Source organism: Rubrivirga aquatilis, assembly GCF_046845665.1.
GTDB lineage: Bacteria > Bacteroidota > Rhodothermia > Rhodothermales > Rubricoccaceae > Rubrivirga.
In genome coordinates this window covers 3,903,735-3,920,700 of sequence record NZ_CP177355.1, presented here as the reverse complement: position 1 = coordinate 3,920,700, position 16,966 = coordinate 3,903,735, and the positions used below count along the sequence as shown (strand labels likewise).

Here is a 16,966-nt window from a genome sequence, read left to right as displayed (position 1 = left end):
GCGGGGGCGAGGCGGCCGTCATGTGGCGGGGACGTAGCGGACGCGGCGGCGCAGGAGCGGCTCGCGGGGAGAGCCGATGGTGGCGTTGCGGCCCAGGCGGGCGCTGGCAGCGTCGCCGAGGACGAGCGGCGGGGCCTCGTCGGAGCGGAGGATCAGATCGACGTCGTAATCGAGCACGTCGGAAGCGTACAGGCGGACAAGGGCGGCCAAGCGGGCGGCGCCGGAGCAGCCGGGCAGCAAGTCGCGGAAGTCGTCGATGCCGAGCGGCCCGAGCTCGATGCGGAACATCCCGGACTCGTCGTAGACCCGTTCGCCCACGACGGCGTCGAGGCCGAGCCGAGCCGAGCCGAGCCGGGGGCGCTCGCCCAGTCGCACGCGCCGAGGCACGTTCTCCACGATGCGGACGACGAGTCCGGTCGCGTGGGTGAGCAGCGCGCGCAGGCCCTCGGCGTTGCGGGCCCACGCGTTGAGCCGCGCCGCGAGCGGGAGCAGCGAGGCGTCCACGCCGGCGCCGCCCGCCAGCGCGACCGCGCGCGGCCCGTGCGCCCCGACGCCTCGGATCTCGGGCCGGTACCGCGCCCACGCGCGCCACAGCTGGGCGTACGTCCGGTGGCCGACGAAGTCGAGGAAGTCGCGCAGGGGGCGCGTGTGCTCTTCGCCCGTCGCGATCGTCTCGTGGAAGGACGCGGGCAGCGCGGCGTCGATGCCGTAGAGCCCGCCGAACCCGACCTCGACCGTCGTCGCGCCATCATCGCCGCCGTCGAGGAGGCGGCGGAGGTCGGCGGCGGGAAAGACCGACGAGGCGTCGGGCCGGACGCGAACGGCTTCGTCGTCGTACACCGACCCGCCAATCGAGGTGGGCCCGCCGCGGGACGCCGCCAGCAGGCGGAGCGCCTGGAAAAAGCCGAAGTGGTACGGCTCGTCGGCGAGCCGCTCCTGAGTCGAGGTGTGGGGGGTGGGGCGGCTCATACCAGAGGCCGGCGGCCCCGGTCGGGCGCCCACGTCATCGATTGGCCCGACGGTGTGGTCTCGACGGTGAGGTGCACGAAGGCGTTGATGGTCGCGTACAGCGACAGCATTTCGCTGATGATCAGGCCGAACAGCGCGAGGTCGCCGTCGTCGGCAAAGTGGCCGTCGGCGACCGTCACCGTGACGTGGGCGCCCCGGCGGACGGCGCCCCGGTGGAGCGTCTCGGCCGGGGTCCAGGTCACGTCGGTGATCCCTCGGCGGCGTCGGCGGCTGGCGTCGGAGTCGGCCCAGTCGTAGAGCTCCAGCAGGCCGGTCAGCGCCTCGGGCGTGGCGATGGAGCCGTGGCTGAACGACCAGTGCGCGAGCAGGGCCCACAGCAGGTCCGGGTGCCGGTCGAGCGGCGGGCGGCGCGTGAGCGAGGGCCGGTCGAGGTTGGTGACGGTCGCCAGCTGGGGCGCCGTCGAGGCGAGCCGGTCGAGGGCGCCCGGGCGGAGCGCCTCGTAGGGCAGGGCGCCGTTCGTGCAGCGCAAGCTGACCGACAACGTCTCGGGCGTGGGGGTGCCCGCGTCGAGGTCGGCGCTCGCGAGCTGGAGGTAGAGGTCGAGGCCGGGCGTGGCGCCGGGTCGGCGGAGCACGTCGAAGGCGCGCTCGGCGTCGGCCGAGAGCCCGAAGCTGCGCGCGTACGTCCGTCGCCGCCCGGTGCCCTGCTCGATGCCTATGACGCTCGTCACGTCGTAGGCCTCGATGGTCCGGCGCTGGCGCAAGCTGGGGACGATGCGCTGCTCGGCCCAGGTGTGCTCGGCCCGCGTCGGCTCGGCGTCGTGGTCGAACAGGTTGACCGCCGGTGTGCAGTGGAGGCGGACGTGCTCGGCCTTGAGCTGTCGGTCTTCCGGGTAGGACCGGTCGAAGACGATGTCGACCGCAAGCTGGGTCGCGTCCGGCGCCGCTTGGGAGGCCGCGTCGAGCCCGCCGATCTCTACCTGCCAGAACTTGCGACGGAAAAGGAGCCATTCCTGGAGCAGCCGCAAGCCCGAGGGGAGCGCGTCGCCGTGGGGGAGCAGCGCCTGGTCGTCGGCGAGGCCCGCCGGGCGGAGGGCCTCGCCACGCGCGCTCCAGAGCGGGGGGCCGCTCTCTCCGGGCCGGTCGGAGAGGTCGGTGCCCGCCCGCGCCTCGACGCGCGTCGCATGGCGCGTCAGCATCTGGTGGGCCGTGGAGGCGACGGGGGTCTCGGCGTGGAGCGTCAGCGTCAAGGCCGTCAGGTCCAGCGACGAGAGCGTGGCCCCGCCGGTCGTCTCGAACACGATGCGCGCCCGGCTCGTGTCGTCGGCGTCGTAACGCAACTCTACGGACCGGATCGCGAGGGGGTGGAGCCGAACGGCTTGCGTGGTTTGGAACCGGCATGCGGTCCGCTCGGGCCCGACCGGCGCTGACAGCACCTCGGCCCCGCGCGGCATCGTCACGGTCTCCTGCACCAAGCCGGGCAGCGGGTCGAAGGCGACCACGCAGCACGACGGGAAGGGCGTCAGGAAATGCGGATACAGCAGCCCCACGAGGCGCTGCGTGTACTCCGGGAGGTCGTCGTCGAGCCGTTCTTGAACCCTCGCTGACAGGAAGGCGACCCCTTCGATCAGTCGCTCGACGTAGGGGTCCCGGTCTTCCAGCGCGTCCAGCCGCAGCATGCGCGCCTGCTCGGGGTGGGCCTCCGCAAAGGCGGCCCCGCCCTCGCGGAAGTACCGGAGCTCACTCTCATAATGGCGGTGGAGCATGGCTAGGCCGGGCGCACCGCGGTCGGCTCCTGGGACCCGAACGTGGTTTCGAGCCGGACCCGTCGACCACGCTCGACCTCGCCCGTGATGACGAACGTCGTCCGCATGGCGGCGGCGTCCGTCGCCTTCGCCTCGACGCGGACGCGCGCCAGGCGGGGCTCGTAGGTCACGATGGCGTCACGGACGGCCTTGCGGAGCTGGTCCAGGGCGTCGTCGCCCCTGCGGCGAGCTTCGGCGGGGTCTGGCAGTCCATAGTCGGGGATGTGCGGGACCGACCCTTGCCGCGTGTTGAGAAGCCTCTGCAGGTGGCCGACCACGCTATGCACCCGGCGGTCCTCCTCCGAGACCGTCTCGACAGGCACGCGCCCGCCGAACCGGCCCTCCAGGACGTCGAACAGGGCGAGACGGATGACCATAGAGGTACGGAGTACTCGGTACGGGGTACGGTCCGGTGGCTGGCGCGTGCCTTGCGTACCCGGTCCCTCGTACCCCGTACCGACGGGAGCTAGCGCGCCGCGACCCAGTCGTCGGTGTGCTCGAGCGTGCCGTCGTTCCAGGTCCACGTGATCTTGCCGTAGACGAAGCCGTACTCGACCATGTGCGGGTAGTGCTCCTTCTCGATGTTCTTGACGTTGGGGACGTCGAGCTTGACCGAGGCCACCTTCACGCGTTCGAGCAGGATCGTGTAGTACTCGACCTCGGTGCCCGTGTCGTCGATCTGGAAGAAGCTGAACTTGACCGTGTCGTAGGTCTCGCCCTCGGTGACCGCCTTGTAGAGGTACGGCGTGGCCTTGTCGATGGCCGCGCGGACCGTGAACCGGCCGTGCTGGCGGACGCCCGACGAGCGGCCCGAGTGGATGTCGGTCGGGATGTGCACGTCGTGCTCGACCTCAATGATCTCGATGGTCTCCTCACGGCCAGCGATCTCAACGGAGCCAGCGACCCCGTTGTCGTTGATGCTCATGTAGATGGGAGTGGGCATAGCGGTGCTCTCGCGAGCGGTTTGGGAATAGGGTGTACGAGGCCCCGACGCCACAGTCGTGGCGCCAGCGTGTGGCGGGAGGTCGACCGGCGCGGGCGGGCGCCCGCGGCCGGGCTACTTCTTGGGCATCTTGCCCACGAGGGAGAGGGAGATGTCCATCCCCTCGATCTGGAAGTGCGGCTTGATCGCCGTCTGGACCCGGAAAAAGCCCGGGTTGTCGTCGAGCTCGACGACCGTCACCGAGGCCGCCTTGAGCGGGTACTTGGCGACCTGCTCGGCGCTCGGGTTGTCCATCTCGGTGACGAGCCCCTTGAGCCAGGTGTTGAGCTCGTGCTCGATGGCGCCGGCGTCCTTCGTCGCCCCGATGTTCTCGCGCTGCAAGACCTTCAGGTAGTGCGCGATGCGGGAGGCGAGGAAGATGTACGGGAGCCGCGCGTTGATCCGGCTGTTGGCCGTCGCCGCGTCGTCGTCGTAGAGCTTCGGGCGCTGGGTCGAGTTGGCCGAGAAGAACGCGGCGAAGTCGCGGCCCTGGTAGTGCGAGAGCGGCATGAACCCGAGGTTCGCGGCCTCGAACTCCAGCGTCTCCGAGATCGGGACCTCGGTCGGGATCTTGGCCTGCTTGCCCTTGCCCACGTCGTAGAGGTGGACGGGCAGGTCGTCGACCTTGCCGCCGGACTGCGGGCCTCGGATCTGGACGGCCCAGCCGTCGCGCTGGAAGGCGCGGACCATGTTGCTGGCGAAGGCGAACGACGAGTTGCCCCAGAGGTAGCGGTCGTGGTCGGCGCCGCTCACCTCCTCCTCGTAGTTGAAGGACTTGACCGGGACGGTGTCCTGGCCGTAGGGGAGGCGGAGCAGGAAGCGCGGGAACGTCAGGCCCAGGTACCGGGCGTCCTCGGTGTCGCGGAGGGCGTTCCACTTGGTGAAGTCCGTCAGCTCCATGTAGGCGGAGAGGTCGGGGATCTTCTTCCACTCCTCCATGGACTCCTTGCCGAAGAACTGCGGGCCGACGGCGCCCAGGAACGGGGCGTGGGCGGACGAGGCCACCTTCGACACGTCCTGCAGCAGGGCCATGTCTTGCGGCGAGGCGTCGAACTCGTAGGCCGAGACGATGGCCGAGTACGGGTCGGCGCCCGGCTGGTCGTAGGCGTTGGTGTAGACGTGCCGGTAGAGCGCGCTCTGAATCAGCTCCGGGGCGTCTTCGAAGCTTTCCCGCAGCGTGTCCTTGGACACGTTGAGGAGCTCGATCTTGACGTTCTTGCGGAAGTCCGTCCGGTCGACCAGGAACTTCAGTCCGCGCCATGCGGACTCCAGCTTCTGGACCTTGTCGGAGTGGAGGATCCGGTCGAGCTGGCGGCTGATCGTCGCGTCGATGTCGGAGACCAAGCCGTCGACGAGATGCTTGTCGATCTTGGCGACGGGCTTCCCGCTCTTGGCGACCGCGTCGACGAAGACACGGAGTGCGGCGGACATCATGGCTCCCCGCTCCTGACCGCCGATGGCGTCGGCGTCGGAGAACGAGTTGATCGTGACGTCGCCCTTGGGGGCCTTGACATCGACTTTCGCGAGGATGGAGTCGAGGAGGGAGCCCTCGGCCTCGGTGGCCTGGGCAGCGTCGTCGGTCTGCAGTTGGCTCTCGGCCATACGTGCGGGGGTCGTCGGTGGAGAAAGGGCGTCGGCGCAGGGCGCCAGCGGTGGGTTAGGCGTCGTCCGCCGGCGCGTCATCCTCTTGGATGATGGCGTCGAGCTCGGACAGGAGCTGCTCGCGAGCGGCCGGGTCGTTGATGACGGACTCGATCTGCTTGCGGAAGTCGGCCGCCGAGATGAGTCGGTTGCGCAAGTCCTGAAGCAGGTTGCGGGTCGCCAGCAGACGCGACAGCTCGGGCACCTGCCGAGCGATCTGCTCGGGGTTGAACGAGGCCATCGAGTCGAACGTCAGGTCGACGGCGAGGTCGTCCTCGTCGGTCAGCGTGTTCTCGACGGTCGTCTGGACACGCAGCTCCTGGGACTTCAGGACGTCCCCGAAGTTGTCTTTGTTGAGGTTGATCACCTCGCGGTCTTCGACGGCGGTTCCGTCCTCGCGACCGGTGAAGTCACCGACGACGAGCATCCGCATCGGGAGCTCGACGCGCTCCTTGGCATCGCCCTTGGCGACTTCGAGGAACAGGTTGACGCGGGACGGGGGCTTCTCGTGTTGGAAACTCTGGGACATCGGCGGGGGAGGGGGCTCTGTGTGTGGATACCGGAAAGGATGGCGCGTGCCGTCACGCGTCCTTGGGTTTTCAGCGGTTGCCCGTTGCGGGCTCCGGCGAGAGGCCGAGGCAGAGGGGCGGCGTACCCGCTTGGCGCGGCTTACCCGGTCGGCGCGGCCGTGCGCAAGGCGAAGGCGGGGTCGATCCGGGCGAGCCGGGCGAAGGCGTCGTCGGCGCGGCCCGAGAGGGCGGCCTTGCGAGCAGGCGACCCGGGCGCGGCCTTGAGCGCCGAGCACGCCGTGTGGAGGAGACGCAGGGCGGGGGCAGCCGTGGCCGGGTCCCACTCGTCGAGGCGGTGGGTCCGGAGCGCCTCGTCGGCGCCGTCGAGAAGCGCCAGGGCCACGTCGGGGCGGCCGGCGCCGAGCGCCAACTCCGCCGCGGCGACGGACCTCCTGAACCGATCGCGTGGGGCTCCAGCCCCAGCCATGAGCGCCGCGACGGCCCCGGGCACATCGCCCCCGGCGGCCTGCTTGCGTGAGGTGTCGAGCGCCTCGGCGAGCGCGTCGTCGAGGGCCGCACCTCCACCGCCGCCGCCAGGGGGGGCCGAGATCTCGTCGAGCCAGGCGGCAGTGAGTGGGTCGGCGAACGGCGTGCCGTCCTGGAACGTGGTGGACGCCAGCCCGGGGAGGCGCCGCACCAGCGAGGCGGTCCCATCCACGACCGTGGCGTGGGCGGCGGCCCCGGACGGCCCCAGCGCCTCGAGCGCGCTGGCGACCAGCCGTTGTAGGTCCAACCAGAAATGGAACGGGGACTGCTGAAACGCGGCCTCGCCCTGGGCCACTAGCGTGGCGGGCGGGCCACCCACCAACCCCGCCAGCGCATCGCGGCGGGGCTTCGGCGGCGGCGGGATCTTGCCCGTCGGTGGGGGGGCGGCGATGGCGCACCAACGGACGGCGCGGACCAGTCCGAACGCGACGGCGTCGAGCGCATCGGCCTCGCGGTGGAATTGGGCCACCTTCATCACCACGAGCGCAGCCTCTTTGGCCGTGGAGAACGAGGCGTCGCCTCCCCCACCTCCGCTGGGGGGCGCAGACGGGCGCGGCGCGCTGGGCGCGTCTGAGGCGGGCGCACCCGACGGCCCGTCGCCGGCGGCTGGCGCCTCCGGGCCGGGCTCGGGCGCCTCTGGCTCGGGCTTGGGCAGACGGCGCAGCGACTCGCGGACCTCCCGCAGCACCCCGCTGTAGGCAGGGGCGTCCTCGCCCATGGCCTCGGTCACGAACGCCTGGAGCGCGACGGTGTCGGCTTCCATACGCTCCAGCACCTCGCGGTCGTCGGGCGTGGCCTTGGTGTCCTTCACGAATGCCGACGCCCGCTCGGCGACGAACTGCAGCGCCGCCTGCCGACCCCGCATCCGGCGCAGCGGCGGGAAGGCGTCCTCCCAAAACCCCTCGGTGACGGCGCGGACGGCGGCGATCCCCTCCGCGAGCCCTGCCAGCCCCGCCGTTCGGGACAGCCCCAACATGAGGTAGCCGACGACCGAGAGGTCCTTCGACTTTGCGGTCAGGATCGCCGTCCCCAAGTCGACGATGGCATCAAAGTCCACGTCGCCAGTGGCCGCGCCGAGCTGGTCGACGTGTGTTTTGAGGGCCTGGAAGTCGTCGTCGTACTTGACGTCGATGCCGGCGGGGGCGTCGCTGGAAACCGGGGCGCGGATCGCGTCGAGACGGGGCGTTGTGAAGGCGTCGTCGGCCATGGGTCAGCGGAGGGAATGGAGCGAGGCGAGGACGTCAGCCAGGGAGGCCCGGTCGGCACCGAGGGCGCGACGGGCGGTAGCAGGGAGCGCGGCCAAGGCGCGGGCCTCGTCGGTCTCGGGCCCGGCATCGACGGCGGCGATCCGGTCGGTGGGGCGGCCCGCCAGCAGCGCGCGCAAGGCCCCAGGGGAGATCGCGCCGAAGAAGACCAGCAGCGCGCCCGGCGGGCCGTCCGTCCAGAACAGCGACGGCGGGGCCGCCGGCCGGGGCAGCAGGTGGGCGCAGACGGCGAGCCACACGGCGACGGCGTCGCTCCGGCGGAAGTCGGGCGCGGGCGGGGGGAGGGGGAAGCGCAGCCCGTACGTGACGGGCCCTCGGGGCGACTGCGAGAGCTTGCGGAGCAGGCACGCCGCACGCCCGGCGTCCGTCGAGCCCCAGAGCCGCTGCCACAGCGCGCGCGCCGGCATCGCCGCGAGCGCCCGGACGTGGGTGTCGACGTGCTCGCTCCGCCCGGTCGATGGCGAAAGCGCCGGGAGGTCGTCGAGTCGGTGGCCCACGTCATCGAGCGGGAGCCCGCGCCGGGCGCCGTCGACGAGCCCCGCAGAGGCCCCGACGAGTTCGGCCCACCGCAAGGGCCACGCGGCGGCCGAGGCGGGGTCGAGGTCGGCCCGAGGGACCGTCCGCCCGACCACCAGCGGGTACGCGCGCCCGACGGCATCGTGGCTCATCGCGACGGCGCCCACGACGGCGTCGGAGGCCTGGGGCGGCGCCAACACCATCCGGTAGAGCGGGCCCTGGGGACGGTCGCGGTCGCGCAGGGCCCGCTGGACGAGCGTGTCGAAGGCGTCGGCGGCCGGGCTCGTCGGGCCCCGGCGCACGAAGTCGGCGCGGGCGGGGAGCTTGCCGAAGAGGAGGGGTACGCTCACGACCGCCTCGGGCGAGCGGCACAGGCCCACGGGACGCGAGCGGGGCCGGTCATCGGTCGGCGGGGAGCATCCCGAACTCACTCCCCGCGGGGGGGGGCGGAGGCCCCCAACACGTCGCTCCCAGCGGCCCGCCCCTCTCCTGGCCTCCCCCCGACAGGAGGAGGCGACTCGTGTTGAGAGCGACGGCCGGGCGTGCCGCGATCACGGGAGGGAGAATTGGAAGAACTGGGCCACATTCGCCAGCGGCGAGTTCTCAGACGAGGTCCGCATCTCGTAGCGGACGGTGACCGAGTGCGGCCCCTCGCTGAACGACCAGCTGACGTCGTAGAGCGTGCCGCCTTGCGGGCGGATGGTGGCCTGTTGCAGGAGCCGGAAGAGGGCCCAGTCGCCCTCGGCGTCGATCGTGAGTGGGCCTCCGGCGCGCTGGACGGTGACGTAGGCGCCGGGCGCGCCGGGCCACCGCATGTCTTCCCAGCGGCGGCTGCCGAGCTGGTAGACCGTGTTGCGCCCGTGCGCGCCCAGGGCGATGGCGTCGACGGCGAGCTCGCGCTGGGCGGCGTCGTTGGAGTAGCTCGGGAGGTCGGCCCGCAAGCGGAACGAGAGGTCGCCCGACAGGACGCGCCCGATGCGCTGCCCGCGCTCGATGGCGCGGCGCAAGGCAGGGGAGCCGCCGTCGGGCCCGAGCGCTTCGGCGAGCGCGTCGAGGTCGCCGCCGGGCTCGAAGAAGCTGCGGGCGTCGTCGAGGGCGGCGTCGCGGTCGCTGCGCGGCGAGAACGGGTAGCGTCCGGCCACCTTCTCACGGTAGGCGCTGGCGACCTCGGCGACGGCCTCGGCCTCGGCCTCGCTGGTGGCGGCGGCCTCGGCGGCGGCGGCCTCGCCCGTCACGCGCTCGACGGTCAGCGTCGTCGTGATGTCGAGCGGGCTGAAGAACAGGTTCTGGCGCGTCTGGCGGTCCATGCCGCGCGTGCCCTGCTCGATCTCGTCCTTGGTCGTTGCCAGCATGTCGTTCGCCAGTCCTCGGTCGCCGGCGGCCCCGCCGATGCGGCGGCCAAACTGGGCGAGCGCCTCGAGCGCCTGGTAGAGCCCCTCGTCGGCCTCGCCGGTCTGCAAGCCGGCCGCACGCAGGCGGTGGATCCCGGCGAACGCGGCGCCGACCACGTCGACGGTGTCGGCGCTCGCCTGCTCGTCGTCCCCCATGCCCACGGCGCTTGCGGCCCGGTCGAGGAGGCCGCGCGAGCGGGGCGCGGTGTCCTCGGGCGGGAGCGTCGTTTGCTCGGAGACGACGGCCAGGAGCCAGCCGATCGGAGAGTCCGTCGGGGAGCCTAGGATCGCGAGCCGGGCCTCGGCCGCCGCGCCGTCGGCGGGTTTGTAGCGGACCGAGTGCAGGAAGCGGGTCCACGACGAGACGTACTCGCGCTGGTACCGCGCCATGAGCGCGTCGTACACCGCGTCGGCGTCGCGGAGCTCGGGCGGCAAGTCGGCGGCCGTCCGGCCGAGGGCCCAGTACTCGTCGGCAGGGTCGGCGGCGGCCTCGCGGAAACGCTGGCGGACGACGCGGTCCCAGCCATCTCGGGTGAAGAAGCCCGGGACGGTCCCCGCCGGGGCAAACAGGCTGAGGTGCTCCTCCAGCAAGGCGTCGCGCAGGCCGAGCGGGGCCAGCCGCGCCAGCGCCTCGCGCCGGATCCGCTCATAGAGCCCGTCGAGCGTCGGCGGCACGTCCACCACGTCGATGGCGGCGGCGATCAGCGAGGGGTCGGCCTCGAAGGGCTCCGCGAGCCCGGCCGCAAGCCCGTCGACGAACGCGTCGGTCTGGCGAACGACCAGTTCGGTCATGGCCTCGCGGTCGGCGGGCTGCTCGCCCAGGGCGCCGCGCGGGGCGAGCTCGGCCAGCCGCGTCTTGAGCGCGTCCCGCATGTGGACGCTTGTGCGGAGCGAGTCCGAGTGTGTCGTCAGCAGCAGGTACGCCTCCAGATCGTTCTCGATGTCGACCCGCTGGGCGGCGCGGCGCGCGGCGGTCTGCTCGCCGGGCGCGAGCGTCGTGTCGGGCTGGTCGAAGCGCCGCGCGCGCTCCAGCGACGTGCGGAGCTGGCGGACGGCATACACGTCGACCAGGTCGCGCGCGAGCCCGTAGTAGAGGCGGGCGGCGGGCTCGTAGACGGTGTCGCCCCGGTCGAGCCCCATCCGCAGCGCGCGCGACACCGGGCGGGACGACCCGAGGCGGGCGACCTCCTCGCGCAGCCCCTCCAGCCGGTTGACTTCCGAGTACCGCGCGCCGTCGACGCCGAACGTGGCGCCCGACGCGTCGTCGGCGCGAGAGACGAGATTGCGCAGGTCGAGGCCACTCCGGGCGCCGGCGAAGCCGAGCGCGGTCGCGGCGATGGCAGCGACGCCCAGGGCGACGAGCCCCGTCCGCGTCATCGCGCGCCACGTCGCCCCAGCGGCCTTTTTGGTGCGCCGCGCGAGGTAGCGGTCGCGGAAGACGACGTCGGTGAAGACGCCCTTGAGGAAGTAGCTCTTGGGCTCGGCCGGCGGGCGCGGCGGCGGCGGCGTGCGTAGCCCGAACTGCTCGGCGAGCGCCCCGATCACGCGGTCGATGGGCGCGCCCTCCTGCGTGCCCGATGTAAAGTAGAAGCCCCGGAAGAGCGGTCCGTCCGCCAGCGGGTCCGGCGCGAAGACGAGCCCGGCGAACGTGGCCAGCCGCTCCTTCAGCGCCCCGAACTCCAGGGGGAACGAGTACACGCGGCGGCGCTCCTCGCGGCGGAGGTCGCGCGCCAGTCGGGCGTCGCGGTGCGGCTTGAGGGCCTCCAGCAGGGTGTCGAACTCGCGCTCGACGACGGCGCTCGGGTCGGCCGTGACGTGCGGCTCGACGGTCGCGCCCCAGACCTGCTCGCGGCCCGCGCGGTCCAACTCGCCGAACACGTCGACGAAGCCGGGGACCAGGTCGGTCTTGGTGATGACGAGGTAGACGGGCAGCCCGAGCCCGAGGCGGGCGACCAACTCGTCGATACGGCGGCGGATGTTGTCGGCGTGGTCTTCCAAGTCGCGCTCGTCGCCCAAGAGGTCCTGGGCGGCGATGCCGACCACGACGCCGTTGATGGGGCGGTCGGGACGGCTCTCGCGCAAGGCGTCGAGGAAGGCGTTCCACTCGTCGCGGTCCTCGTCCTCGGTCGTGTAGCGGCCGGCGGTGTCGAGGAGGATGGCCTCGTCGGTAAAGAACCAGTCGCAGTTGCGGGTGCCGCCGACGCCGCGCACGCGCTCGGCACCGGCGGGGAAGCGCAGGCCGGACTGGAGCAGCGCCGTCGTCTTGCCGGCGCCCGGCGGGCCGACGACGAGGTACCACGGGAGCGCGTAGAGCGCCCGCTTGCCCTTCCCGAACCGGCCGCCCTCGCCCAGCGACGAGGCCTTGAGCCGTGTGACGGCCTGGTCGAAGGACTCCTGCATCCGCTGGATCTCCGCCCGGCGGTCGGGCGCCATGGAGGCGGCCTCGCGCTCCGACTGGGCGCGGAGCGCGTCCTCCACGGACCCACCCTTCTTGCGCCGCGCGCGCATCGCCGAGACCGCCAGCCCAACGATGGCCATCACCAGCATGCTGATGACGATCAGGAGCAGCGTCGTCATCGGCAGCCCATACCGGAAGAGCGCAATCACCAGGCCGCTGACGCCGGCGGTGGCGAGCGCGCCGTAGAAGAGGTTGCGTGGGTTCATGAGTCTGAGAGGGCGCGCAGGGCCTCGACGGCGTCGGAGGCGGCGGCGGAGAGCGAGAGACTGAGCCCGAGGTAGAGCACGAGCACGAGCGCGGCGGCGCCCGCCCAGAGCGCCCACGTCGGGATGCCCCCCTTCTCGGCCTCGGCCGGGACTTCGCGGGAGTGCCCGCGCGGCGCGAGCGGCCCCGGGGCGGCCCGGCCAGAGAGCCGTTCGTGCAAGTCGGTGACGAGCCGCCGCAGCACCTCGCGGCCGTGGATCGCGTACCGGCCTTTGAAGCCGAGCGCGAGGCACAAGTAGTAGACCTCCAGCACGTCGCGGCGGACGGCGCCCTCGTCGAGCAGCCGCTTGAGGCGGTCGAAGAACCGCTCGCCCAAGTCGTTGCGGTCGTAGTGCGTCAGCTGGAGCGGCTCGGACGCCCAGGCGTCGCGGCCGGGCCAGTCGGAGCCGAGCACGGCCTCGTCGAGGAAGGCGACGAGCGCGGTGGTGGCTTCCTCGACATCAGCGTCGGCGGCCCCGGCCTCGCGAGCACTGGCGGCGGCCTCGCGCAGCATCGACTCGATGCGCGTGCGGAGGTCCGTCGGGTCGCCGAGGTGGTCAGAGGCGCGGAGTTGGAGGACGAGTGAGAACACGGACGTGAACGCGCCCGCCAGCGACCGCTCGGCGCCGAACGCGGCGGGCAGCAGGAGCGCGTCGCTCTCGTGCATCGCCTCATGCATCCCGGAGTCGAACGACGCCGGGCCGCCGAGGCCTGGGCCCTGAAGGCTCGCGAACGGGTCGGCGCCCGCACCGACCCCCGCGACGGGGGCGAACGGGTCGGCGCGCTCGGCCGGCGCGCGGGGCGCGGGCGTCGGGGCCGGCGCGAACGGGTCGGCGGGGCCGGCGCGGTACGGGTCCGGCGCTGGGGGCGCGAAGGGGTCCGGTGCCGGGGGCGCGAAGGGGTCCGGTGCCGGGGGCGCCGCGGGCGGGGGCGGCGTGCGTGCCGCGGGCGGGGGCGTGAACGGGTCCGGCGCCGCAGCGGGTGCGCGGAACGGGTCGTCGTCGGCTGGCGCGAACGGGTCCGCTGCACCCGCTGCGGGAGCGAACGGATCGGGCGCTGGCGGGCTGGCAGACGGCGCGAAGGGGTCGGGGCTCGCCGGGGAGAAGGGGTCGTCGGTCGCCGGTGCGAACGGGTCCGGCGTGGCGGCCGCCCCCGCACCGGGCGCGGCGAACGGGTCTGACGTCGGGGGGGGCGCGAACGGGTCGGTAGCACCGGGCGCGGCGAACGGGGACTCGGGGGCGGCATCAGGTGCCGCAAAGGGGTCCGAGGCCGCCGGCGCGGCGAACGGGTCGTTGGCGGGCGGCGGGGCAAACGGGTCGTGCGCCGACGGCGCAGCGAACGGGTCCGAGGCCGCCGGAGGAGCGAACGGATCGGCCGCGGGGGCGAACGGGTCCGTGCCGCTCCCGTCGTCGGGTGGGGACGCGAGCGGATCGGAGCCGTCGTCGGGCGGAGGGCTCCCGTACGGACGGTAGATCCGGGTGGCGTCGTCGTCGTTTCGCGGGTCGTCGGCCATGGGGCGGAGGGCTAGCCCGGCGTCGGGGCCAGGAGTTCGAACTCGGCGTCGGCGAACTCGGCGGGGGTGAAGAGGGCGACGGCGCCGGCCTCGCGGATGGCGTCCCAGAAGGGGCCGCTCCGGCGGGGCACGAAGTAGGCGGCCGCCGGGTCGACGGGCAGGCCCGACGGCGGCGTGACGGCGGCTTGCAACGTCAGCGCGAGCGTGGCCGAGCGGATGACGGCCTCGATGGTGTCCGGCGACGCCACGCGGATGACAGGCGGGAGCGCCTGGCGCAGGTGCTCCGGGCTGATGCCCTGGCGGCGGACCGCCAGCACCAGGCTCGGCGCGTCGAGCACGTCGGCGGCGACGGGCGCGTGGAAGAGGTTGGCGCGGCGCCGCACGAGCGGGACGCGGGTGTAATTCTGGCGCGGCGCCGTGCCGCCGAGCAACTGCTCGACGGCGCCGACGAGGGCGTGGAAGCCCGCCGTCGGGTCGGCGTGGTCGTAGGCGGGGAGCTCGCTCGGGGCAGGGCCCGCATTCGGCACGGCGGCCCACAGGCGACCCGCCAGCCCGGCCAGCTCGCCGAACGCGTCGGCGGGGTGGGCCTCGGTCCGCCGCAGGTGGTCGATGCGTGGGGCGTACTCGGCGGCGGCCGAGAGCAGCGCCTGCGCCGTCACGTCGCCGGGCGAGATCTCGCGCTGGTTGCGGGCGGCCTGCCACCGGCCCGACAGCTCCCCGGACCGCGCCGCCAGCCGCTCGGTCGTCCGGCGAAGGAGGGCGTCGAGGGCCGCGGTCGCGTTCACGGCGACGGACGGCGCGATGAAGGTCGGTCGGAGCGCGTAGCTCCCGTCGCCCGCGCGGCCGACCTCGGCGATGGGGATGGCGGTGAGATCCTCGCGCGCCTCGCTCTCGAACACGACGCGCGCGTTGACACGGCCGACCTGCACGTCGCGCTCGTCGGCGCCCGTGGTGTCGTCCGGGATGGTGGCCGTCTCGGCGATGAACCGGGTCTCGCGCCGCGCCGCCGCGCCGTCGAGCAACACGTTCGCGCCGCCCGCGCGGATGGACGGGACGGCGAGGTACACCCGGACCGTCTCGGCGGTCGGCGCCAGCCCGTCGGCCATGTCGCGGGCGGCGGGGACGGGCCCGTCGCGGGGGAACTGGAACGGGAGCCCGTCCGGAAGAATCCCGCTGGCGGCGACGAGCGCGAACTCGCCGTTCGCGAGCCGGTCGCGGTCGACCTCGAGGTGGGCGAGCCCCCAGCCGAATCGGGCGACGGCACCGACACGGGCGTCGATGTCCGCGCGGACGGCGCGGTCCCACTGCTGGAGATGGTGGGGGTCGAGGGTCATCCCCTCGAACCAGACGACGCGGCGGCGGTCGGACACGGGCAGGTGCGGGGTTTGGCCCGCAGGTGCGCGTGGCCTCGCCCTCAGATACCGGAGACCGCCGTCCGGTCGGTCACGGCGTCGCTACCGGGTGACGGCGGACACCCCACCCTCCAGCACCGTCACCACCACGTCGCGGCCCAGCAGGTCCGCTACGGGGATCACCGCCCGCCAGCGGTCGCCGTCGGGCACCCGGAGGTCGGCGGCGATGCCGAGGTAGATGGCGCTCCCGAGGTCGAGCCCGTCGAGCGGCGTCGTCTCGCCGGGCCGGACGGTCGCGTCGCGGATGCTGCCCACGAGGTCCGCGCCCAACGTGCCGGCGGGGTCTTGCCAGAACGCCTGAACGGGCGTCGCGCGGAAGGTGGCCTCGCTCGCCAGCGGGTAGAGGTAGACGCGGGCCGAGTTGCCGCCTGCGTTCATGGTGGCCTGCCCGACTAGGGAAACCGACGAGGGCCCGGTCGGGGGCGGTGGCGTGTCGGGCGTGGCCTCGACGGGGTCGGGCACGACGGCGCCTCCGCCTCCGCCGAGGAGGCCGCAGCCGGACAGTGCGAGAACGAGCGAGAGGGCGAGGAGTCGGGTCATGAGTCGTCAGGAAGCGGCGCGCGCGCGCGCCATGGCGTCGAGGTAGGCCTGGGCGAAGGCCGGGCGGTAGACGCGTCGCTCGGCGGCGGCGAAGTCTTCTGCCCGCATCATCGCACAGCGCTGGCGAACGGCGTCGAGGTCGCCGCCGAGCTTGTCGGGGTCGAGCCCGTCGACGAGCACCGCGGCGCCGGTGTGCGCGGCGGCGCGGTACCCTTCGAGCAAGCCCTGGTGGTGGTGGAGGACGGCCTCCGTCGCCTGGTCGAGGAGCGCCAGCCGGCTCGCGCGCTGCCCCTCCGGCCACAGGTGCCGCAACAGGGCATCGGGGTCGGCCTCGAACAGGAACGCCGTCTCGGGCGCGTGGATGACGGTGTGGCCCAAGAACTCGTGCCGGAACCGGCCAGGTAGGCTGATGAGTCGGGCGACGACGGCCGCGAGGGCGTGGTGGAGCGGGTCGGGCCCGGCGCCGACACTCGGCACGGGCGCGGGCGGAGTGGCGGCTGGGGGCGGCGCGAACGGGTCCGGGGTCGGGGCTTGCCCAGCTGGGACGCCGCCGATCGGGGGGCCGAACAGGTCGTCGAGCGGGTCGCCTGCCGAGGCGGCCGGTGTCGCCGGAGCCGGCGGCGCGGCGGCGGGCCCGCTCGCGAGCGAGGTCCCCGTGACGACCGCCGCCAGGGCCTCGGCGTCGCGGCCAGCGGTGTCGGCCAAGGCCGTCCGGAGCGCGTCGTCGCGGTGGCCGTAGTCGAGCCCGGCGTAAGCGCGGCGGAAGGCGGCGAGGGCATCGGCCAAGGCCGCCGCCTCGTCTGCGAAGGGGTTGGCGAAGGCGGCCCCGAACACGGTCCGGTCGAGGTCGTCGGCGATCAGCCGGTCGCGGTCGATCACGACGTGGACGCGGAACGGGCCTAGCTCAACGGTGGCGCCGTCCACCACATCCGCACCGTCGGAGCCGACGCGGACCCCGTCGACGAACGTGTGGTTTTTGCTTCCGAGGTCGACCACGCGGAGCCGGTCGCCGACGACGCGGAGTTCGGCGTGCTGCTTGCTCACGACCCGGTCGGGGTCGTCGAGCGGTAAGTCGCAGGTGCCGGCCCGGCCGATGACCACGGCGTCCTGTTCCAAGGCGTAGGTCCGGGGCTCGTCGCCGCGCTCGGCGTGGGCGACGGTGAGCTTGAGGCGCAT

13 protein-coding genes are annotated in these 16,966 nt (G+C 73.3%); all 13 read right to left on the bottom strand.

The features are described 5' to 3' along the window. Positions 1 to 18: 18 nt before the first annotated feature. Positions 19 to 969: a type VI secretion system baseplate subunit TssG gene (gene tssG / locus ACLII4_RS17270; RefSeq protein ID WP_412068640.1), complete on the bottom strand. Its 951-nt coding sequence runs from the start codon at positions 967 to 969 to the stop codon at positions 19 to 21. Further along, positions 966 to 2,735 carry a type VI secretion system baseplate subunit TssF gene (gene tssF, locus ACLII4_RS17265; RefSeq protein ID WP_412068639.1) on the bottom strand — a complete coding sequence of 590 codons (1,770 nt, stop codon included), beginning with the start codon at positions 2,733 to 2,735 and terminating at the stop codon, positions 966 to 968. Before tssF ends, tssG begins: the two co-directional genes overlap by 4 nt. Positions 2,736 to 2,737: 2 nt before the next feature. Further along, positions 2,738 to 3,151, bottom strand: coding sequence for a type VI secretion system baseplate subunit TssE (tssE, locus tag ACLII4_RS17260; RefSeq protein ID WP_412068638.1), 414 nt, complete (start codon positions 3,149 to 3,151; stop codon positions 2,738 to 2,740). An 89-nt stretch (positions 3,152 to 3,240) separates the two neighbouring features. Continuing rightward, positions 3,241 to 3,717, bottom strand: a complete 477-nt coding sequence (gene tssD, locus ACLII4_RS17255) for a type VI secretion system tube protein TssD (protein WP_412068637.1) — start codon at positions 3,715 to 3,717, stop codon at positions 3,241 to 3,243. A gap of 114 nt (positions 3,718 to 3,831) precedes the next feature. Then, positions 3,832 to 5,358, bottom strand: coding sequence for a type VI secretion system contractile sheath large subunit (gene tssC, locus ACLII4_RS17250; RefSeq protein ID WP_412068636.1), 1,527 nt, complete (start codon positions 5,356 to 5,358; stop codon positions 3,832 to 3,834). Positions 5,359 to 5,413: 55 nt separating this feature from the next. Further along, positions 5,414 to 5,926, bottom strand: a complete 513-nt coding sequence (gene tssB, locus ACLII4_RS17245; protein ID WP_412068635.1) for a type VI secretion system contractile sheath small subunit — start codon at positions 5,924 to 5,926, stop codon at positions 5,414 to 5,416. Positions 5,927 to 6,066: 140 nt separating this feature from the next. Then, complete coding sequence (gene tssA / locus ACLII4_RS17240; protein ID WP_412068634.1) at positions 6,067 to 7,659, bottom strand: type VI secretion system protein TssA; 1,593 nt, start codon at positions 7,657 to 7,659, stop codon at positions 6,067 to 6,069. 3 nt (positions 7,660 to 7,662) lie between these two features. Beyond that, positions 7,663 to 8,583 carry a type VI secretion system-associated protein TagF gene (gene tagF, locus ACLII4_RS17235; RefSeq protein ID WP_412068633.1) on the bottom strand — a complete coding sequence of 307 codons (921 nt, stop codon included), beginning with the start codon at positions 8,581 to 8,583 and terminating at the stop codon, positions 7,663 to 7,665. A gap of 201 nt (positions 8,584 to 8,784) precedes the next feature. Continuing rightward, positions 8,785 to 12,288, bottom strand: coding sequence for a type VI secretion system membrane subunit TssM (gene tssM / locus ACLII4_RS17230; protein WP_412068632.1), 3,504 nt, complete (start codon positions 12,286 to 12,288; stop codon positions 8,785 to 8,787). Next, positions 12,285 to 13,838 (bottom strand): type IVB secretion system protein IcmH/DotU, encoded by a 1,554-nt coding sequence (icmH, locus tag ACLII4_RS17225; protein WP_412068631.1) that lies wholly within the window; start codon positions 13,836 to 13,838, stop codon positions 12,285 to 12,287. The genes tssM and icmH overlap by 4 nt, the downstream gene beginning before the upstream one ends. An 11-nt stretch (positions 13,839 to 13,849) precedes the next feature. After that, positions 13,850 to 15,208 (bottom strand): type VI secretion system baseplate subunit TssK, encoded by a 1,359-nt coding sequence (gene tssK, locus ACLII4_RS17220; protein ID WP_412068630.1) that lies wholly within the window; start codon positions 15,206 to 15,208, stop codon positions 13,850 to 13,852. 84 nt (positions 15,209 to 15,292) lie between these two features. Continuing rightward, complete coding sequence (gene tssJ, locus ACLII4_RS17215) at positions 15,293 to 15,790, bottom strand: type VI secretion system lipoprotein TssJ (RefSeq protein ID WP_412068629.1); 498 nt, start codon at positions 15,788 to 15,790, stop codon at positions 15,293 to 15,295. Between the two features lie 6 nt (positions 15,791 to 15,796). After that, on the bottom strand, positions 15,797 to 16,966 hold the full coding sequence (locus tag ACLII4_RS17210) for an FHA domain-containing protein (RefSeq protein WP_412068628.1): 1,170 nt from the start codon (positions 16,964 to 16,966) through the stop codon (positions 15,797 to 15,799).